Consider the following 22,161-nt stretch of genomic DNA (forward strand, 5'->3'; position numbering starts at 1 on the left):
CTATTATCAATTATTTAGTAGAGTTAAAGAACTAAAAATGTACACACTATAGAGCCAAACTAATCTGTGATTATGTGGAATTCAGCTAAAGCTAAGTTAGATAATTTTGATATCATCCTACCCGTACGACGGAAGAGTATAATTCCTATGATGATCTGGGACTTTCTTGTTTTACTTCTTTGAGACACATACTAGAGATTCGCGATTTAAGTAAAAACATGGTAGGCACTTCAATCCAACATCTTTAAAGATATTAAGTCCAATGACAACTATTTAAAAATTTCAAAAATTTAGTGAAGTTAAAACGGTTCTCCATAGACCTATTGAGGGAAAGATTAAGACCGTAACTTCTCCTCAAAGCTAATATAATATAACACGTAATAAATAATATTACACGCTTGTACCATTACATCAGCGTCGGGACTGTTCAGGCTCTATATCGATAATAATGCCGTCGGGTGCCGTGGGAGTGGACTTAGGTTCTGAAATGGAAGAACTACGCTGAGAAGAAGTGCCTAGGGAAGGAGATTCAATGGGGATAGGAACAATTTTTGTAGGTTCTGGAATAGACGGCAATTCATCAGTAGAAAAAACTTCTGGTTCTGGCGTAGTAGAAATTTCTGGTTCTGGCGTAGTAGAAACTTCTGGTTCTGGCGTAGTAGAAACTTCTGGTTCTGGCGTAGTAGAAACTTCTGGTTCTGGCGTAGTAGAAACTTCTGGTTCTGGCGTAGTAGAAACTTCTGGCTCTGGTGTAGAAAAACGTTTAATTTGAGACGGTGGAGTAGTTTTTAACGGTAATTCAATCGATTTTAGGACGTTTGAGGGAGATAAAGAAGGACTAGAACGTTCTTTAGTCGTTAAAATAAATGCTAAGATCAAGGATCCAAAAATAGCACTGACGACTAAAAAAGAGCCTAATACTAGAAGAGCCCAAGGGGTTTCCCTGTCGCATTCTGAGGAGCTTGCAGAAGGGTATAATTGGGGTTTTAAACAAGAAGGGTTCGACATAACCGCTATAGTCGCAGCAGTAACGGTAGGCGATGAAATATTTAGGGAAGCCAACATTTTTTTTGCTGTGAGGAAGCGATCCTTCGGATGAAAGCAAAGAGTGCGGTTAATAATACTAGTTAGATCAGAATCAAGATCAGGAATTTCTTTACCCCAGAGAACTTCTCCTGTGTGAGGATCAATATCTAGATACTGAGGAGTTTTTCCAGTGAGTAGAAAGACTGCAGTTAACCCTAGACTATAGAGATCACTTGAATAAACTGGGCGACCAGCTGCTTGTTCAGATGGCATATAGCCAGGAGTTCCCCAGGCGATAGAATAGGCGGTTTTTCCGTTGCTATTTATCATAGTGGCCACCGCTTCTTTAACAATACCAAAATCAATTAAGACCGGTTGACCATCTATAGCTCGGATAATAATATTATCGGGTTTGATATCCCGATGAATAATATGGTGAGCATGAATGTAATCGAGAATTGGTAAGATGTTGCTAAGAAGTTCTGTGACTCCCGTTACCGAAAAATTTCCCCGTCTTTGGTGAACTTGAGAAAGGGTTTCTCCTTCAATCCATTCTTGTACTAAGTAAAAATGATTATTTTCAGAAAAATAGGCATACAGACAGGGAATTTGTGGATGATTCTCGCCCAATTTTTCTAACACAGCCGCTTCAAGTTTAAATCGCTCTTGTAACCACTGTGGAATCGATTGAGATTGTTGTAATGTAGGTTTCAGCTGTTTGATAACGCATTTTCTAGTTGAGGGCATCTGAGTGTCAATAGCTAAAAAAGTTTCTCCAAAGCCACCTTGACCCAAAGTTTCTAAGATTTGATAACGATTGCTCAACAGCATAGTCATTTAGTTATGAAGGCAATAATGTTATTGCTCTAACAATAGGATGAGACCTTATTGTAAGAGGATCGATAGACTATTGAGAAGGTGCCACATCCGATTGAGAAACTTGCACAATTTTCATCTATGACTATGCCTTGACAGAGTTTCTACCACAACAATGATATCTTAAAATAAGATTAACTTATATCATCTTACTGAATGCGGACGAAGAGACTCGAACTCTTACGCCAAGGACACTAGAACCTAAATCTAGCGCGTCTACCAATTCCGCCACGTCCGCTTGCCTTCGGGTATACCATCATAGTATTTTCTTTTTAGAAAGTCAATACTCCAGATAATGCTTTTTCAAAAAAGACAAGAACTAATTTTTATGCTGAGTTTGTAAGAAGTTCTCTGCAGTAGGACTTTCAAAACTAGGATACTGTTGTTGCCAATCTTGGCCCAATACGATAGTAATGTCAGAGGAAAGGGTTCCGGTACTTTCGACTAAGACTTCTCCTACCCCTAGGATAGCTTTCAATGAAGCCGCCCCTAAATCATCTCCTTGCTGGGCGACAATGCGAGTAGTTGCCAAGGGTTCTCCCCAGTCATCACTCACAAAAACTCTACCATAACCCCTCTCTCGTAAATAGTTAACCATAGCTTCCACGGCCTTTGAGTCTTCAACACTATCTTGAATCGCAATTCTCAAACGAGTGGGATTTTTGTTCTCAAAGTCTGGGTAATTACCATGATCGAAGTAGTCTACAACCATTTCCCTGATTTTATGAGGGGAAGGAATCCAATAGCTTATCTTCTGTTTGCCATCGCCACTAAAGCCTCCAGGAACCATTAACATTTCCACATCAGATCGTTTAGTCTGAGCAGCAAATCCGGCTAAGGCAACTAACTCTTCAACAGTTAAATTAGTATCAATATAAGTCCCAATCACTGAAAGAATTTCAGGTATTTTTAGAACTGTCTGAGGTCTAAGGGCTTGTTCAACCACCGCCCGCATTAACATTTGTTGTCGTTGTACCCGTCCTATATCTCCATAGCGATCATAACGAAAGCGTAAAAATGCAGTCGCTCTTTCCCCATCTAGATGTTGTTTGCCTTGCTTAAGGTCAATGTAGAGATGTTGACTGTGGTCAGTGTACTTCATATTTTGGGGGACATAAACATTAACGCCCCCCAAAGCATCAATCACTTTTTCTACTCCCTGAATGTTCACCCTGACATAACGATCAATGGGAACCCCTCCTAAAAGAGTACTAACGGCTTCGGCAGCTAAAGCTGCTCCCCCATAATAATTGGCTTCATTGATTTTTCGAATCCCTCTACCAATATTGGCTCGAGTATCCCTAGGGATTGATAAAAATCTAAGTTTATCTTGATTAGGATCAAAACGCAATAAAACCATTGTATCCGATAGCCCTTTAAAAGAATTCACTAAGGCATGATATCCTAAGTTTTCTTCGGGTTTTTCATTCACTTCTGAGGTTAAAACTTTAGTACCCAATACTAAGAGATTCATAGGACGACTTAATTCAGGTAATCGTAGATTTCTATAAGCAATAGTGCTGTCTTGATTAAAAACTTTTTCTTGTCCAGGAGTCAGACTACTTTGCCTTAGAGGAGTAGCAGAAAATGATATAGAAAGAAAAGCGCCAGCCATAGCAGAAACTAGGGATACTGCAGTTAATCCTAATCCAATCAATAACCAGTTACCCTTTTGCTTTTTCGCATTAGACTTTTTTGAGGATAATGGTTTACTTGGGGTAGGACTTGTCGGATAGGTTTTGTTGACTGACACAATTCTCCTCACATCTTAACGATGTGTCCGTTGTAGTTCGGTTTTACTTTGCGCATGTTACCTGACCATGTTGATCACCACAACTTGCTTGGGACTTAGGTAGTTATCCCATTCGCAAGATTATGCCACAAGATAGAGAAATTGGCTATTTACATTTGAATTTTATCGTCATTTTTTTAGACAAAGTTGGCTATAAAATATGGGAACACAAAGGAAAGCTAGGGAATTATTGTTGGAATTTGGTATCATCAATGAAATTAAAAGCAGCACAATTTTCCAACCTTTTCTGGATTAATTTATGGTACTCTCTAGTTGGTCAAAAAAGCTCAATCTTAATCGACAAGCTATCCGTAAGCGTATTCTCAATGATCCTTATTATCGGTTCTGTTCCCTCGAAGAAGTTGCGATTGCAGCAGAATCAGGAGTAACAATTGATGTTAATCAAGCAGGTGTAGATGATTGGTTGAGATTGCCTGGACTTTCCATTCACCAAGGGCGTACCTTAGTAGCGCTAGTCTCAATGGGGGTAGAATTACTCTGTATCGAAGACATAGCTGCTGCTTTAAGTATTCCAATACAAAGTCTTAAACCCCTGGCTCCTATTCTTGTTTTCTCCTACCGTGATCCCCAAAGTTTATTAATGTCTCAACGGGTCAGTATCAACTACGCTACCTTAGAACAACTTGAAGATATCCCTGTTATTGATGCTAATCTTGCTCAAAACCTGGTCAACAATCGTCGCGAGAACGGTTTTTACAAGAACTTCGCTGATTTACAACGAAGATTAGCTCTAACAGGCTCAATCATCTCCGAATTGATGCACTATTTACAATTCTGATGCTGAAGTTTAAATTTTCAATTCTCATTGATACCTTTGTTAAAACGGTATGGAAATTCCACGAATGCCCTGATGTTTTGCAATGACTAACTCTATAGTGACAACCTGTTTAGTCCATTTGTTGTGAAGGGGGACTTAAACTTAGGACAATTCCCAAGTTAAGTCTGTGGTTAGGTTTGATTTTCCTCCGTGGTTGGACTATCATACTCAGTATAAAAAATTACATTTATTTGTATATCGCTCAGAAGTTATACCAGTTTTACTGGTGTAATCATAGATTCTGTTGTCGTTAATTTTACCCCTAAAAACAGAAACCCCGTTGAATCGATGAGGCATTCTATGAGATTTAGGAGTAAACTGTTGTAGAATTTTTGACAAAATAGTTGGTTTATTCACGCTTACAGTGAATGTTCGGTTCCAGTTTTCCATCGCCACTAAGTAACTCACCAAAAATATCAATAAAGCTCCAAATTTTAAAGTTAAATTACTCTTAACTTAGATAGAGAATAGGGTGGATAAAGTTTTCAAAATACATATAAACTCAGCTTATATTCATAACTTACTGTATCTTGAGAACGCATCTATATTTCAAAAATTTTGTGCTATTTCTTTCAGTTTTTATGGATAAGGATATCAATGAATTCTTCGTATAAAAAAATAATTGATTACTTACAGTGTATTTTTTCTATACCAAGTTCTTACTCTAGCCAAAAGATATTGATTTGTATTCTCTAGTGACTCTTTACTCAACAATATACGGAGACACTATTAATATATAATTATTATATCTTAGGAAAGAGAAGCAAAATATGTCAAGTTGGTGGAATGAAGCTGTATTTTATCAAGTTTGTCTTCGTAGTTTTCAAGACTCTAATGGAGACGGAATTGGAGATTTAAGAGGACTAGTAAATCGTTTAGATTATTTACAAGAGTTGGGAATTAATGCTATTTGGGTTACTCCATTTTATGAATCTCCTCACGTTGATTTTGGTTACGATGTGAGTGGTCATAAAAATATTGATAGCCGCTATGGAAATATGTCAGTCTTTGAAGACTTAATCTCAGAAGCCAATAAACGTAATCTGAAAATCGTCGTTGACATTATTTTAAACCATACCTCAGATCAACACCCTTTTTTCATTGAATCTCGTCGTTCTTGCACCTCTGCAAAACGAGATTGGTATATCTGGTGTGACGGGAAACCCGATGGCAGTCCCCCTAATAATTGGGAAGGATTTGAGCGATCAACATGGACTTTTGATCCTAAAACTAATCAATATTATTATCATTTTCACTATCATGAACAACCTGATCTTAACTGGCGTAATTCAGCTGTTGTTGAAGAAATGTTTAGTATTTGTGATTTTTGGTTAAATAAAGGGGTAGCAGGACTGCGATTAGACGCCATTAATTATTTGCTTGAAGATCCTCAATTACTGGATAATCCTATCCTTGATAGGGTTCCTGATTACCTGCGTAATATTTATCAATTCAATCAAGATCCTATTCACACTATCAATCATCCTGACAACCATAAAATTTTAAAAAAACTACGTCATCATCTCAAAACAAATCATCAAGATGACCCTTTATTAATTGGAGAAGTTTGGGTTCCAAATTTTAATGAAATCAGGCGATTTTATGGAGAAAAAGATGATGAAATTCAATTGCCTTTTAACTTTTTCTTAAGTACCCTTCCCCAAGTAAATGCTCACGATTTTCGAGAAATGATTATGGAGTTTCAGCAAATTCTAGAAGATCTGCCAACTACTTTAGTTTTAAGTAACCATGACTTTGAACGAGCAACCAGTCGCTATGCAACAGAAGAAAATTCCGATGCAATGGCTAAATTGTTAGCTACTTTGTTGCTAACTCTACGAGGTATCCCGTTTATTTACTATGGAGAAGAATTAGGACTTCGAGATTATCCTCCAGAAACCATCGAAGAAGTTCAAGACCCACGAGGTCGAATTCGTTGGCCAGACTATAAAGGTCGTGATGGCTGTCGCACTCCGATGCCATGGAATAGTCAACCTCAAGCGGGATTTACCACTGGTCAACCTTGGTATAAACTTAATCCAGATTATCAAATGCGCAATGTTGCTGTACAAACGGATGACCCTAATTCCGTCTTGAATCATTACAAAAAACTACTAAAATTACGGCGAGATCTGCTACCATTGAGTCTGGGTCAATTGACTATGTTAGGAAATGATATTATGGTATTGGCATATATGAGGTCTTACAAGGACCAAAATGCTTTAATCGCGCTTAATATGTCGGATAACCATACTCAATTTTCTTTAGCACAATTACCCCATCAAAGAAATTCGTCATGGAAAATTCTCTTATCCACTCATATTCAATCAAAAGATAAAATTGTTCAGGAAACTTTAACGTTAAATCCTTTTGAAGCAATTATTGTCGTTCCTATTTAGATCAATAACTTGCGTTTAATTGAAATCTAGCTGGGATGATAGAAGGACAGCTGAAAGCCTAAAACCATTAGGCACTAAGTACTTTGACTTAACTGCAATGTAGAAGTTTTTTTGGTCTGTGTCTTAGTGGTTTTTAGCTCGATTTCAACATAAAATATAGTTGACTGCGGTTGCAGTTGCTACTATCTAACATGGACGGTTTTGGGATAACGTTATTTAGACTTTTGATAGCTAATCTTCATAAACGTTCTTTTAAAACTTTTTTTAAATCTCATAGACAGTTTATTTAATGTTGCTACCATTATTTGTGAACTCATGAACTGGGTATTCAATATTGGTTTGATTTGTTAAAAGATGTAACCTGTTTATTTCTTTTTCTTAGTTAACTGAAACTAATAGCATTATATTCTTAAATATATTGTCACTCCACATTTTTTAATCATATTGTCAAGTTCATCTCAGATAAATACCTCTAAAACAGGAAATTTAACCTGCATTTGGCTATGTTTGAAAGTATTATTGCTTGTGAATTATAGATTAGAGGAACTACAATCCAATGCTTAAAAGGAACTGTTGTCCACAATTAGACTTTGCCGCGATTGCCACTTAGATATTTGGCATAATTTTGATTTGTATTATTGGTTTTGACATAGATATCAAACTCATCTTGCGCAATATTTATATTAAGTGTGTGTTTCTCCTGCTACTACAAGAGAAGGGTCTCCAAAACTACCAAAATATTCCACTATATTTAAGACAAGTAATCAAACGATACTGAAAAGGTGATTTCCTTAATTAGAGACTATTGTTTAGATAAATGTAAATCATTCATAATTTTAGTATATTTAATGCTTGATATTGACTGTCTTACATATCCAGTCTTGTCAGCTGTTCTGAACAAGAAGACTAAATTAATTTTTCCTAAGATGTCAGGACTCCCAAAAATGTGGATTTTCTATCAGTTTAATCATCACAGTAGAAATAAATAGAAAAAAATTTAAGTTTTGTGTGGATTAAAAACTAACCATAGATTACGATAGGCATATTTTTCCCGTTCGAGCAAATTATTTAAATACTCAAATTTTCTAATTTAAAAACTGTTATAACGTTTTTGCGTAGTGCTATAATTCCCGGTAAGTAGAAGTGTCCACACGTTTTTCTTAACCAATGCTTAAAGCAATCCTTTTTGATCTGGATGGAACAATTGCCCATACTGACACAATTCACTTCTCGATATGGCAATCTTGGCTACAGAAATATGGGCTAAACATTGACTTATCTTTTTATCAGCAAAATATTAATGGCCGACATAACCAGGATTTTTTACGTCAATGGCTATCAGAACTTTCTGAGGAGGAAATTCAACAATTAAGTAATGATAAAGAAGCCTATTTTCGGGAAATAGCACAAGACCAGTTGCGACCGCTTATGGGATTGTCTACTCTACTCGATTGGCTGAGGGATTGTCAGCTAAAGTCGGCGGTTGTTACCAATGCCCCTCGTTCTAATGCTGATTTTATGTTAAAAGCTCTTAAACTCCATGACTTCTGGGAGACGGTTATCGTAGGGGAAGAGTTACCCAAAGCTAAACCAGACCCTTATCCTTACCAAGAGGCTTTACGGTGTTTGAATATTGCCCCCGATGAAGCCCTTGTTTTTGAAGATTCCCCGACTGGTATTTATTCTTCTGTAGGTGCAGGAATTTTTACTGTGGGTATCTCTACCACTCATTCAGACAAGGTATTGTCCGAATGTGGTGCTAAATTGATCATCCATGATTTTAGTGATCCGCGATTAAAAACCATTGGAGTGTTAGATAATATCTGAATCACCATCTTCTCTGTCGGACAATTCCCCTTCCTCCCCATCTTTAATTTCTTTTTTTCTCTGATTTCTGAGTCTGAAAACTCTCTACAGTAAATTTTTTAACAAGCTAATTACCTATTCAGCCCAATACATTCCTGAGATAGACTCAGGATTTAAAGATTTATACCACCTATAAATAGACCGATATACAGAAAACTTATGCACAGCTTGAGAGTTTGTACAGGTTCATCTATCTTAACAGAGGTATTAGGGGAGACTAAACTGATGTTCGTTCTAACATAGTTAACATAAAGTAATATCAGATAGACAACAATTTGAGGTAATTTACTATAAATTGAGTGTTTATCGTTCAGTTTATAGTTATGTCTTGAGAAAATGTAAAGACGACTTAGTACTTCGTGAATAAATCACTCGTCAATGTTTGCTCTCTAAAATAGAAGATATATTATTTTTCTTTATATTTCTTATCCTTATCATCATAAGTAGTCTTAGAGTCTAATCAGCAACGAGGACAGTTGACCACATTCTCAAGACAGTTGGTGCTTAAGTTCTACAATAAATTTTAAGCATTTTAGGGTTTTTTTTGCTCACATACAATTAGAAAAATTATGCCCTTCTTGTTTTACAAATAAGGACAGGATGCGTTCTTATTAAAAACTTCACTAGGTATGCTCTACCGTAAGCTAATAAAAGAATCCTATTGAAGTAGACTTATCAAAGTATTTTTTGTAGTTTATACTTTGCAAGTCTGTAAAAAAAATAGCGTATTAAAATCATTATCCGGAGCATAAGTTTTATAAAACAATGATAATTTACCGGATTATAAAATGCTTTTTTATCATTAATTTTTAAGAATAAATGCTGTTAACCGGAGAACAAGCTTAGAATACTGTTCGGATTTTTGATGAATAATGAATGATTCAAGTTACAAAACACTTCAGTAAGATTAAAGACAGGACTTTGCATCAAAAGTATCATATTTCAATATTTATAATTGACCACTTAGAACAGCCTAGGGGTAGTGCAGGGAAAGATAGATTATTTTTCCGTAAGTGGGCTTAGACTCTTAGTGATTAGTTTCGATAATGAGATCATTTGTTAGTGGAACGGCAGACTTAGAAAGGCTAGGAGGCTTTGTCAACGTATGAGGATTAGAAGGAGTAGGAAGGTTAAGTGCTTTTTGCCAAACTCTGATTTGAGTTTGAGCCCCATGATAGGAAGTACTCTCAGCTGGAATGATCTGGGCAAGATTAATGGCCTCTTGCAATAAACTTTTGCGAGCCTTATCTTCGGCAATAGACAACAGTTGATAACTCCATCGGTTGAGGGCTTGTCGGCTTCGATTGCTAACTTGCGTAGAGCCGGGAATTTTACGGATGACCTCAATGGCTGATCCCAAGGCTTGGGATGTTCCTCCTTGGGCTATAAGATAAGCTTCTTGAAGATCTTTTTGAGCTTTAATTTCTTGTTGCCACTGACGGATTTTATTTTGGGCTTCTCGAAAGAGAACTCGACCTGGGCCAATTCGTCTAGCAGCCTGAATTGCACCATTATAATTTTTGGAATTTCCTAAAAAAATAGCTTGATCAAGAATCGGTTGATCCTCTTGCCGTTGAATACTCGCACGCCACTGATGAATATTTCTTTGTGCTTCATCATAAAGAGTGCGGTTAAAAGTAATAAGACTAGCTTCAGTGATCGCTTTTTTAAAAGCCACAACAGTTCCCTCACGAGCTATATCTTGAGCTTTATCTAAAATTGGTTGATCTTCAACTCGTTGAACCTCCAGGATCCAGGTTTGAATTTTTTGACGTACTTCTTGGTAGCGAGGGTTGCCCGAAGGAATTAATTCGGCATAGGCAATGGCGGCATTTAAATCGTTAATAGTTCCCCCACGTGCTAAGTTTTGAGCTTCTTTAAGACGGGTAACATCCTCGATTTCGAGCTGCCAACGATTAATTAGATCTTGAGCTTTGTGGTATAGAGGACGCTCCGAGTTAATTACTTGGGCTGAAGCAATGGCCATTTCTAGGCTTTCTACCGTGCCTATTTTTGTTTCCATACCTGCATTGGACAAAGCTTTCCAGTCATCAATCTCTTCTGTTAGTAAAAGGCTCTGGGGGAGGCGATCAACCACATTGAGGAGGGGTTGCCAACGACGAGCTTCTAATAACCCTTCAATATGATTGACTAGCTTGTTTTTAGCATTCTCAATTAAGTTTTGGGCTTCTCTGTAGGCGTAACTATCGTTAGAAATTTTTTGGGCATCAGCAATCGCCGCCAGCCAATTATCGACTCCTCCTCGACGGAATATCCGATAGGCTTTACTAAGTCTCTTGCTTTCTTCTTGGGCTAATTGAATTTGTTTAACAGTTGCATCGTATTCCGTTGTTGCCCAATATTTGTTTGGTAGACTCAGCAGTTTAACTGCTGAACGAAAGGCTTTATTCCATTCTGATTTTCGTAGCTTTTCTTCAACTTCGGCGAAAATCTCTTCTCCTTTTTGCCACAGTGATCGCCATTTTTTGATTCTTTTTTCAACCACACTATAAACTTGAACGTGATTAGGAACTCTATGAGCGATAGTGATAGCCTCTTGAAGTTGTCCACTTTGAAATTTTTCTTCAGCGATATCGAGAATAGCGATCGCCCATTCCTCTACACTCTTGTTGATTTCACTTCGTAGGGAATGATCTGAGGGTAAGGCTTCTACTAGATTAATTGCTTTGAGTAAACTGTCTACGGTTCCTTGAGCTGCTTCAAGTTGAGCGCAATAGATCCGCATCGAAGCTGAGGCAATCGGCCAGAAAATTCTAGTACATTGGGGAGATTTTGGCAATTTAAGTAACATAGAAGTGGCAGCAAATCCTACCATTCCCGATGCAAAAATAAGGGCAATTACCCATAGTTGCCAAGGTAATTTACCCAAGTTCAAAATAACTTTCTTTTTATCGGGAAATTCTTTGACTGCGATCAGCGATTTAGTAGATTGATTCATAACTCAAGAGACCATAATACCTTGATGTTTTCTCATCACCCACAAAGGTTTCGTTGGTCATTATCCCTAAATTTTTCTGAAGTGGCAAATCATAACCGAATAATCTTGAGAAATTCCGAGTCTCTGTCAAAACTTAGTAGTCTTTAAGGGATGATTTGTTATAGATTAAGACCTGACGTATCTTTCAAAAGATACTAGACTTTTGAGTATTTGTTGTATTGCGATTACAGGTTTACCCAATCACTTTGATTATGGCAGAAGAAACTACTCCTAACGCTAAACTGACAGCTAAAAAAAAGGCAAAACCCCCTGCTCTTGAAGATAAACCTTTTACTGAATTTATGGAGCAGCATTTCACCCCAACTTTGCACAAAAAATTGACCGAAACTGGACTAAGTGATGTTAAATTATCTTTTTCTCAGGAAAAATCGGCTATTTCTGGTGTTGATACTAATGAGCCATATTGGCAAGTTATTGGAACTTGGAATAAAGGTCAACGTCAGTTTACCTTATACTTTCTAGAGGAAGATATTAACGGCTCCAAAGCTTTTTCCTATGGGATTAATGGACTTCCTCCAAGTACGATTGAATCGTTTATGATTGATGAACGAAAAGTGACTTTAGATTTAATGGTGTTGTATACGTTACAACGCCTAAATGGACAAAAGTGGCTCACTCGTAATTAATTTTAATCCTCTTTAACGTGTAAATTGTTAGAGGCAAGTTTTAACGAAATCTAAGGGCATACAATGTTTATGCCCTTAGGTCTTATTTATTGATGATGAGGGATTATGTTAACATTAAGCCGATCCATTAATCATAGATAAATTGCTTTATGATTTTGTAGCTTATCAATCTAAGCCTAAAGGCACTTAATAGTGGGCAAATATGTAAGAGTTATATCACCACCGCCTATGTATGTAAAAGGTAAAGCTTTTGGCAATGTCAGATGCCTTACTTAATACTGCCTTCGACCAAAGTTCAGATATCATTGAAGTATTAACTATATCAAATAACGACAAAATGTTTTTTGACAGACAGTTTCTCGAAAGAAATTAGTTTTATTGTGGAGCTATTACCCCATGGAATTTGTTTGCAGTCAAGGCGAACTTAACAGTAATCTTTCTCTAGTCAGTCGTGCTGTTCCATCCCGTCCCACTCACCCTGTGTTAGGCAATGTATTAGTAGTGGTGGATGCCGAAAAAGGACGAGTTAGCCTTACCGCTTTCGATCTCAGTTTAGGCATTGAAACCAGCTTTAGTGCTGATGTTAACCAAGGAGGAAAAATTACCCTGCCAGCTAAACTCCTCAATGACCTTGTTTCACGACTTCCAGAAGGAGAAATTAGCCTTATCACTAACAAAGATGCTCTAGAAAACGACAACCAGTTAATTATCCTCAAATCTGCATCAGGACAGTTTCAACTACAAGCTATGAGTGCTGAAGAATTTCCTAAACTTCCTACAGTAGAAAGAGGAGACACCCTCAAATTACCTATCGCTATTTTAGCCGAAGGGTTAAAAGGATCTTTATTTGCTGCCAGTAATGATGAAACTAAACAAGTTTTAACAGGAGTTCATGTTGCCGGAACTCTTGATGGGTTGGAATTTGCTGCCACTGATGGACACCGTTTAGCGGTAGTGAAAACCCCTCTACAAACTGAACCAGATGGAGAAGAAGAGGCAAAAGGAATGCCTGAAGGAGATTTTGCAGGATTTGCGGTCACTATTCCTGCTAGGGCTTTAAGGGAATTAGAGCGGATGTTTGCTAATAGTCAGAGTACAGATACAGTAGCCTTATATGTGGATAATGCTCAGATAGTGTTTGAATTGGGAGAACAACGACTTACCAGTCGTAAATTAGATGGAACATACCCCTCCTATGAGCAACTAATCCCCCTTCAATTTGCACGGACAGTGAGTCTAGATCGAAAGCAATTTATAAGTAGTCTTGAACGGGTAGCTGTGTTGGCCGATCAAAGAAATAACTTAGTGAAATGTACGATTGATAAAGAAAAAGGGCAAATATCGTTATCGGTAGAAGCGCAAGGCTTGGGCAAGGCTAAGGAATTTATAGCGGCTAAAATTACCGGAGAGAGCGGCGATATTGCTTTTAACGTTAAATATCTAATGGATGGACTTAAGGCGTTACCGACTAAGGAATTTCAGATGCAATTAAATGCAGATAATCAACCCGTAATCTTAACTCCTTTAGGGGGAATAAAAATGACCTATCTAGTGATGCCTGTACAGATTGTACGATAAGCTGTTAACTATGCTAATATCAAATCCAATTATGATTATAAAAGTTTACTTATGTATTTTTTTCTTGGAAACTCTCCACTCCGAAGCCTTTTTCTCTGGTACAAAAAAAATATGAGGCTAAGCTTAGTATTAACCCTGTCTAGTTGAATGAAATTAATCAGAATTTGTATAATAAGTTAAAACTTCTAGAGTTAAATTGTAACAAATAGTGAGCTTAAACAAACAATATTTATGAATGACTAAATAGTCATACCGTTTCTCAATCGAGCGTATTGTTTATAGAAAAAGATGCCATTCTCATTTGAAAAAAGGTAAAGTTATGACCATTGTGGTTACTTTTGGCAGGTAAAAATATCGAAGCGGTAATTGGGAAAATTCATTACAGGGTTTTTCCCAATTGCAGAAAAGCACTTCTTAAATCTGGTCAGCTATAATTGTTTTGTGGAGCTTATGCTCTGGATATTGATGTTGCTGTGCTGTTTTTACAGACTTATAAAGAAGAAATTATAGGAAGTTGTTTCATCTTTATTAACCTTTTTATTTGATTGACTGCTTATTACTTAATTTATCTGAAAAACTTATTAAGATTAATGTAGAAAGGTAGTCTGAATCTTTTCTTTATTGTTGACGATGACTATTCTAGGTGATGGTTAACCTCGTTGCATTGCATTTATAAAAGCTTCTGCTTATCCTCCATCAAGAAAAGTGGCAACAAAACCGGATGTACCGACGAAACACCTATTTTTGCTTGTAAGCGATTGCTAAGTTCTTGCAGAATAGTATCCATCGTCATCTTGTTCTAGCCATTGTTCGTTCTGTCCCAATTAAAGTGAGTTTTCCTCCGCAGTGAGAGAATAATTGTGTGCTTGTCGTTACTTCCTAAAGTCTAAAGAGACTATTAACAAAACTACAATTGACTTAAAAACGTTTTGCCCGCTTTCAACATAATGGAAAACCGCCGTTATCAAACTTTGAAGCCGAGGCTTATGAAATAGTTGAAGGACTTGAAAAAATTCTTAGAGTTAAGGTTGAGTCTAGATGCAAATCTTTATTGGCTACCTCTGAAATCGAGGTAGTTGACGATATTGTATAAAACACCTGACGAATGTTGAAGATGATGTTAAAATGCTCACTCCAAGATGCACTATCCTTCTAAGGCTGACTAAAATTTAGATCTGAGTCTAACTTTGTAATTAATCTCAATCCTATCTAATAAAATTAAATAACATGGTGCAATTGTCCCCCAAAACTGAAGAAACTCCTTCCCAACTTAAGACAGAAACCGTTGTTTTAGACGTACACGAGATGAAGTGTGCCGGATGCGTCAAGGCAGTAGAAAGGCAGTTAAGTCAACAGTCTGGGGTTATATCTGCTTGTGTTAACCTAATTACTGAAGTTGCCGTTGTTGAATATGAATTGGGGGAAGTTCAACCCCAAGCTCTAGCTGATAAATTGACTAGGGTTGGTTTTCCCGCTAATTTAAGGAATTCGTCAAACCAGATCTTAAGTCTAACCCATTCGAATGCGGCTAAACGTAAGGAACAACAGAAGCTACAATATCAATGGAAACTAACTACTGCTGCTATATTATTGGGATTTTCAGGGTTAGGACACTTACAACATTTAGAAAATTTTACAATTCCCGTGATAAGTAATATATGGTTCCATGGGGGGCTGGCTACTGTAGCCTTATCAATTCCTGGACGAGAAATTATTATCGATGGTTGGCGGGGATTACGTCACGGGATGGCCAATATGAATACCTTAGTGGGCTTAGGAACTGTAAGTGCCTATGTTGCAAGTTTAATCGCCTTGTTATTTCCCCATTTGGGGTGGGAATGTTTCTTTGATGAGCCTGTCATGCTGTTGGGGTTTATTTTATTAGGACGCACCTTAGAAGGACAGGCAAGAAACCGTGCCTCCGATGCCCTAGAAGCTTTAATTGCTTTACAACCGTCTGTCGCCCGTTTAATCGGTGATCCCTTTACAGAAGATACTTCTAGCATCGAAATTCCTGTTGAACAAGTACAGATGGGAGAATGGATACGGGTTCTTCCAGGGGAAAAGATTCCTGTTGATGGAGAAGTAGTCACAGGAGAAACCCTTATAAATGAATCTTTAGTAACAGGGGAGTCAGTACTGGTTCCTAAACAAGCTAAAGATAGGGTGATTGCTGGAACCCTTAACCAGTCAGGAGCAATCACCATTAAAACAACCCATGTCGGAAACGATACAACTTTAGCCCAGATTATTACCTCTGTTGAAGATGCCCAAACTCGTAAAGCTCCCATTCAAAAATTTGCTGATACAGTTGCTGGCTATTTTGCCTATGGGGTGATGGTACTGGCCTTACTGACTTTAGTATTTTGGTTAGTGGTCGGAACAAAAATCTATCCTCAGGTCTTGGAAATGACCAGTCACAGCCACTCAATAGGAGTTAAAAAGGCAGAAGTTGCCCTCTTTTCATCTCCTCTTTCCTCTTCTCCTATATTATTAAGTGTAAAGTTGGCGATCGCTGTTTTAGTAGTAGCTTGCCCCTGTGCTTTGGGGTTAGCGACTCCTACCGCTATTTTAGTAGGAACAGGGATCGGAGCAGAACGGGGGCTATTGATCAAAGGAGGAGATGTCTTAGAAAAAGTGCATAAACTTGATACTATTGTTTTTGATAAAACAGGAACTTTAACTTTAGGATGTCCGAAGGTAACCGACTGTATCCCCCTAGCCCCAATTAGCCCTCAAAGATTGTTACAACTGGCTGCAACGATTGAAAGTGGCACGAATCATCCCCTAGCGATTGCTATTTTAGAAGAAGCTCAACGTCAGAAATTGTCTTTCCTGAAGGCTGAACATTTCCAAACTCAAGCAGGACTAGGGGTAAGTGCAATAGTTGAAGGGAAATCGGTTTTCTTAGGACACAAAGACTGGTTGAAAGAACAGGGTATTACCTTAAACGAGGAACGAGCCTTAATCAAAGAAGACAAAACCCTAGTTTATGTAGTACTTGAGAAGGAAGTCCAGGGAGTTATCGTACTCGAAGATACCTTGCGTCCTGATGCAAAAGAAACCATAACCCGTCTTCAAGAAAAGGGACTAGAAGTTATTTTGCTAACAGGAGACCGCCAAATTGTTGCCGAGTCCATCGCCCAACAACTGGGCATTAATCAAGTGTTTGCTCAAGTTCGACCTACTGAAAAAGCTACTATAATTCACTTTCTTCAACAACAGAAGACCAAAGCTCAAATATCTTTTCTTTTAGCCTCTCACCCTCGATTCAAGAAAGTTGCTATGGTTGGAGACGGCATTAACGATGCCCCAGCACTGGCTCAAGCAGACTTAGGGGTGTCTTTACAAGGAGCTACAGAAGTGGCTTTAGATACAGCAGATATTGTCTTAATGGGAACACATTTATTATCGGTGGTTCAAGCCATTGACCTGAGTTTAGCAACTTTCAATAAAATCCGTCAAAATCTCTTTTGGGCTTTAGGGTATAATGTCCTAGCTATTCCAATCGCCGCAGGTATCCTACTACCAACTCTGGGAGTTAGTGTTAATCCGGCTTTAGCGGGAAGTTTAATGGCTTGTAGTTCCATTACCGTAGTCACCAATTCCCTATTATTGCGTCGTCAGTTTCCAACTCAATCCGACTAGTGACTTGGATTACGGGCAAAATTAACATCAGACTCACCCAGACAGATGAAATTTCCCATATTTTTTACGCTTTTGATATACTTGATAATAATTAACTTGTAGCAGAGGCAATTAAATGCCATTGTTCATGTTGACTGATTGTTTCCTGAATCTGTTCAAATCGTTGTTGACAATGGTTAGTAACTTGTAAGGGTAATTCATCACTTTTGATCACCCAAGTAATAGGAACCTCATCACTCTTTGCTTTAGTGCTATCAATAAGAATTTCCACTGTCACTAATTTGGAGAAAACTACCTGACCTGGAATTTCTCGTGCCATTATATAATCCGTTGCATTGTAAACTGATTCGAGTCCACACAATTGCAAAACTTTGTCGATTGCTTCAGGAAGTTGGTCTACAGGTAAATTAACCAGATAAGAAGAAGTATATCGAGCCATAAATCTAAAATTCCTAATTAAAGATAGATTAATTAAAACTGTTACCTGCCATATTAATGAGTATCAACCCTTTTAAGCAACTAATCGGACAGCCTCAAGCTGTTAAATTGTTAGAACAAGCAATTGCCAAAAACCGGGTTGCTCCAGCATATCTATTTACCGGTCCTGCTGGTGTTGGACGTAGTTTAGGAGCTAAATGTTTCAGCGAAGCTTTGCTATGCGTCAACATTCCTCCTAAACAACAATTATTAGTTCAAAAGCGCATAAGAGAAAGAAATCATCCTGATTTATTGTGGGTAGAACCAACTTATCAATATCAAGGTCAATTAATTACGGTTCAAGAAGCTAAAAATTTAGGAATAACCCGCCAAATTCCTCCACAAATTCGGATTGAGCAGATCAGAGAAGTTACCCGATTTCTTAACCGTCCTCCCCTAGAAGCTCCTCGAATTTTAGTCATTATTGAAGATGCTCAAACTATGACCGAAGCAGCTGCCAATGGATTATTAAAAACTTTAGAAGAACCAGGGCAAGCTACTTTAATTCTACTAGTTCTTCGTATAGATCAGCTTATTCAAACTTTAGTATCTCGTTGTCAGAAAATTACTTTCCATAGTCTATCTTCTGAAGATTTAATTAAGGTGTTCAAAGAACAAGGAAACGAAGAAGTTCTTCAACATTTATATATAATAGACATCGCTCAAGGAAGTCCAGGAGAAGCAATTGTCGCTTATCAAGAATTAGATAATATCCCAAAAGAACTATATAAAAAAATAAAAGAAATACCTTCTAATCCAATAGAAGCATTAGAATTGTCGAAAAATATTGCTAAAAAATTAGATATTCAAACTCAACTATGGTTAATTAAATATATGCAATATTATTTTTGGATAAAATTTAATAACAAAAAAATATTAGAAGTTTTAGAAAAATCTCATCTCTATCTTTTGAGTCATGTACAATCTCAATTAGTTTGGGAATGTTTGTTATTAGAGATCCTTTCTATACACTCCTGAGTCAACTGTAAGAAAATCCTGTTTATTTACCTCTGGTGTCATTCTACTACACTACTACTTATAAAAGTAAGACTTCATGTGTCTAAAACTAAAGCAACACATGAGTATTGTTGTCACTCAAGGTAAATACTCTAACTGCAAGAAGCTGATTTACTATAACCAAGTACAAAAAACTTATAGAATAAAGACATAATCAACTATTATTACAATTAAGGAAACTTGGCCGACAATTACCTTGATAAAGACTCTACTAAATTGCTAGATGACTTAGCCATTAAGTTCTACTTGTCAAAATCTGATAGCAAACTTAATAAATCAGTAAGTTGATTTGATTCAGAACTGTTACAATCGACAACTCATTCCCCGTCAATCTCTTTATCTTTAACCTAAATACTCAGGGAATGTTTAAGAACATTGTAAAAAAATAGCTTCTGATCTATCTTGCTATTTGGTATTCTATGATATTCAAATGCTACTTACTCATAAGTAGTTTAAAATTCTTACCCAGCATGTAGTCTTCATAATTGGCAAAAATTTTTTCTCATACATAGTTTTGAAGACTTGATGATGGGTTAATCATTACCATTAAGTAGCTGCTAAATTAGGGGAAGGTGGTTACTTTACTAAATTATGTTCCTAGTCAAACAGTTCTCAACGAATGCTTGCAGGAGTTAGAAAAATAATAGCAACCACCGCAAATACTATTGATGATAGAAACGACCCCATACTAATTAGAGAAGAAATTCTACTTGATTTTACTGAGCGATTAACGAAAAATAAGATTTTATTAGAGCTTAATGGTTTAATAGAAAGTTAAATGCACTTATCAGTTGACACTTGTCGAAAGATAAAACAATTCTCTAGAAGTTACTAAAATAAATAGAACAAATGGCAAAACAAGATTGGTTAGTCACAGAAAATGGTAATTGTTTAGGGTTTGATTCTCCTAGAGAATGGGATTTGTTATCCAAAACTAACCCCTATCGATTATATCGATTTTTGGGAGAACTTGAAGATATTCTCAATCAAGGAGAAATAAAAAACCACGAGGAAAAGGATTTACTAAAGTCTATTCGTCGAGTGGTAAGAAAGTTAATTCTTAATGTTTATTGGTTGAAAAATACTATTCCTGACCCTTCCCCAAAAACAGGTACTGCGTTATCATTACTTTATGATGAACCTGGATTTTCTTTAACAATTCAAACCGAAATTATGTTATCAGGAACTACCACTTCCATTCATAATCATGGTACTTGGGGGGTAGTCGCTACTTTGGGAGGAAAGCAAAAAAATAGTTTCTGGAAGCGATTTCCAACTTTAGAAGTTTCCAATCAACTTCAAAAAGTTGGGGAAAAAATACTTCACCCAGGAGATATTATTAGTTTTACTAGCAATGCAATTCATCAGGTAGAAGCAATAGGAGATGAACCTAGTTTTACCTTAAATCTTTATGGCGAAACTCTCTTCAACCGTTTTAATTTTGATCCAATTACCTATCAAGCACAGAAATTTTAAATAACCTGAAAATCTTTATGATAAATTCATAATTATTGACTATATTAATTAGAGTTAAATTCATGTTGTTTTAATGGATATTGTTTATACTAACTCCCTTTAACAAGACTTTGTTTAACTACTTGAGCCAAATTATATTCATTCTTAAACATCTTCCCTACTATTATATTTAGCCATGAACTATAAATTTACATAATAGAAATAAATAAATTGAAATAATAAATATATATATTTATTATTTCAATTTAGCTTTAACTGAATTACTTGCTTGTGCAAACTAGATAATTGTCCAGAGCAATTTTATTAATTATCATAATCTTCCGTCCTTCCTTTTCTGAAAGCCTTTCAATAATTTTTATATTTTTTTATTTTTATGTCCTTTTTATTACACTTTTTTCTCTAATATTTTATCTATAAATTATCTTTTTTATTGTATTTTTTAAAAGGTTCACCAAATTTATATTTTTTTTACTCTATGTCCTTTTATATTTAAACATAATATTGTTTCTCTGGTTCTAGAAAAAATTTTTAGATTACAAGTAAACTTCGATAAAAAAATATAAATAAATTAGTAAAGTATGAGCACAGTTCTTTTGGAAAACTTCCTATGAATTAAAAAACTCTTTGAGAGTAGATTACGATACCTCAATTATTTTTATAAAAACAAGCTTAGCAATAAACAAAGAAAAATCCAAAAATAAATTGAAAATATAAACCCGTCAAATCAAGAGTGTATTTTGTAGAAGACAACTTACTTAATTAAATTTAAATCGAGTAACTTACTCTGCTCATTAAATACTTGCCATACTCATCTCATAATTAATTTTAGATATCTGAACATAAAACCCTTACTACACAAGCAACTTTCCTAGATAGTTTATAAAAATTTATTAAATCTAAAGTATTTTTGATAACCTCACTAAAATCTTTATGAGATTCTGAAATTTATTATGTCAGTTAGTCTGTTACTTTTACAGGTTAACACATTTTATTATATTAGAATAGTCAGGACATTCTTTTTGTTTATTAAAAAATAATAAATTCACGATGTATGGATCAGTAAATTTACTTCTTTACTGAATACTTTTACTCTTATTATTGACATGTAAATTATTATATCACAATATAAATTAAGATAACAACTTCTATAGATAAAAGTAGACTTTAGCATAGTTTATAAACTTAATATATTATTTAAAGTAAGTGTTTTTACGTCAATCATTATTTAATATTTATGAAGCAATAGTTTTTATGTTTAAAAATATAGAAAATTTAACTTATTTATCAATATCTATAATTTTTATGTTAATTCTTTTCAAGAAAAATCAGTTGGTAAATATTATTTAATACTTATTGTTTTTTTTAAAAACTTCATATTATTAGTCAAATATTCATTAAATTATCGACTAAGTTTAACCATTTTATACTCACTCTTGTAATTAAATTACATAAAGTTTATTTCGTTATAGGTTTAACAAATATATAGATATAGGATCGGCTGACCGTAGAAGTCAACCTTTTTC

Annotated in this window: 13 protein-coding genes and 1 tRNA gene; 9 read left to right on the plus strand and 5 right to left on the minus strand. The window is 36.0% G+C overall.

The window, feature by feature from the left end; all coding sequences use genetic code 11:
• Positions 1-411: 411 nt before the first annotated feature.
• The 3 genes from ETSB_RS00090 to ETSB_RS00100 form a co-directional block, all read right to left on the minus strand.
• Positions 412-1,863, minus strand: a complete 1,452-nt coding sequence (locus ETSB_RS00090) for a protein kinase domain-containing protein (RefSeq protein WP_044105486.1) — start codon at positions 1,861-1,863, stop codon at positions 412-414.
• 196 nt (positions 1,864-2,059) lie between these two features.
• Positions 2,060-2,140, minus strand: a tRNA-Leu gene (locus ETSB_RS00095).
• Positions 2,141-2,221: 81 nt separating this feature from the next.
• Complete coding sequence (locus tag ETSB_RS00100) at positions 2,222-3,655, minus strand: LCP family protein (RefSeq protein WP_044105488.1); 1,434 nt, start codon at positions 3,653-3,655, stop codon at positions 2,222-2,224.
• 298 nt (positions 3,656-3,953) lie between these two features.
• Here ETSB_RS00100 and ETSB_RS00105 point away from each other — a divergent pair, with 298 nt between their 5' ends.
• From ETSB_RS00105 to ETSB_RS00115, 3 genes are all read left to right on the plus strand, one after another.
• Positions 3,954-4,493 carry a ComEA family DNA-binding protein gene (locus tag ETSB_RS00105; RefSeq protein WP_044105491.1) on the plus strand — a complete coding sequence of 180 codons (540 nt, stop codon included), beginning with the start codon at positions 3,954-3,956 and terminating at the stop codon, positions 4,491-4,493.
• An 809-nt stretch (positions 4,494-5,302) separates the two neighbouring features.
• Positions 5,303-6,931 (plus strand): alpha-amylase family glycosyl hydrolase, encoded by a 1,629-nt coding sequence (locus tag ETSB_RS00110; RefSeq protein WP_052470597.1) that lies wholly within the window; start codon positions 5,303-5,305, stop codon positions 6,929-6,931.
• Positions 6,932-8,098: 1,167 nt separating this feature from the next.
• The gene (locus ETSB_RS00115; protein WP_044105494.1) at positions 8,099-8,758 is read left to right on the plus strand and encodes an HAD family hydrolase; all 660 of its coding nucleotides are present in this window, start codon (positions 8,099-8,101) and stop codon (positions 8,756-8,758) included.
• A 1,066-nt stretch (positions 8,759-9,824) separates the two neighbouring features.
• Here the strand turns inward: ETSB_RS00115 and ETSB_RS00120 are convergent.
• Positions 9,825-11,756 carry a hypothetical protein gene (locus ETSB_RS00120; RefSeq protein WP_044105497.1) on the minus strand — a complete coding sequence of 644 codons (1,932 nt, stop codon included), beginning with the start codon at positions 11,754-11,756 and terminating at the stop codon, positions 9,825-9,827.
• Positions 11,757-12,007: 251 nt separating this feature from the next.
• Between ETSB_RS00120 and ETSB_RS00125 the strand changes: the two genes are divergently transcribed.
• From ETSB_RS00125 to ETSB_RS00135, 3 genes are all read left to right on the plus strand, one after another.
• Complete coding sequence (locus ETSB_RS00125; RefSeq protein WP_044105499.1) at positions 12,008-12,442, plus strand: DUF2996 domain-containing protein; 435 nt, start codon at positions 12,008-12,010, stop codon at positions 12,440-12,442.
• 396 nt (positions 12,443-12,838) lie between these two features.
• On the plus strand, positions 12,839-14,020 hold the full coding sequence (gene dnaN, locus ETSB_RS00130) for a DNA polymerase III subunit beta (RefSeq protein WP_044105502.1): 1,182 nt from the start codon (positions 12,839-12,841) through the stop codon (positions 14,018-14,020).
• 1,227 nt (positions 14,021-15,247) lie between these two features.
• Positions 15,248-17,668: a heavy metal translocating P-type ATPase gene (locus tag ETSB_RS00135; RefSeq protein ID WP_044105505.1), complete on the plus strand. Its 2,421-nt coding sequence runs from the start codon at positions 15,248-15,250 to the stop codon at positions 17,666-17,668.
• Between the two features lie 91 nt (positions 17,669-17,759).
• Here the strand turns inward: ETSB_RS00135 and ETSB_RS00140 are convergent, their stop codons facing one another.
• Positions 17,760-18,107 (minus strand): hypothetical protein, encoded by a 348-nt coding sequence (locus ETSB_RS00140; protein WP_044105509.1) that lies wholly within the window; start codon positions 18,105-18,107, stop codon positions 17,760-17,762.
• Between the two features lie 56 nt (positions 18,108-18,163).
• Here ETSB_RS00140 and ETSB_RS00145 point away from each other — a divergent pair, with 56 nt between their 5' ends.
• The 3 genes from ETSB_RS00145 (at position 18,164) to ETSB_RS00150 (ending at position 20,638) form a co-directional block, all read left to right on the plus strand.
• Positions 18,164-19,123 carry a DNA polymerase III subunit delta' gene (locus tag ETSB_RS00145; RefSeq protein ID WP_171816361.1) on the plus strand — a complete coding sequence of 320 codons (960 nt, stop codon included), beginning with the start codon at positions 18,164-18,166 and terminating at the stop codon, positions 19,121-19,123.
• A 658-nt stretch (positions 19,124-19,781) separates the two neighbouring features.
• Complete coding sequence (locus ETSB_RS09780; RefSeq protein ID WP_171816362.1) at positions 19,782-19,940, plus strand: hypothetical protein; 159 nt, start codon at positions 19,782-19,784, stop codon at positions 19,938-19,940.
• A gap of 71 nt (positions 19,941-20,011) precedes the next feature.
• Entirely contained in the window at positions 20,012-20,638 is a 627-nt protein-coding gene (locus ETSB_RS00150; protein WP_044105512.1) for a cysteine dioxygenase family protein, read from the plus strand.
• Positions 20,639-22,161 lie beyond the last annotated feature (1,523 nt).

Source organism: cyanobacterium endosymbiont of Epithemia turgida isolate EtSB Lake Yunoko, assembly GCF_000829235.1.
Lineage (GTDB): Bacteria > Cyanobacteriota > Cyanobacteriia > Cyanobacteriales > Microcystaceae > Rippkaea.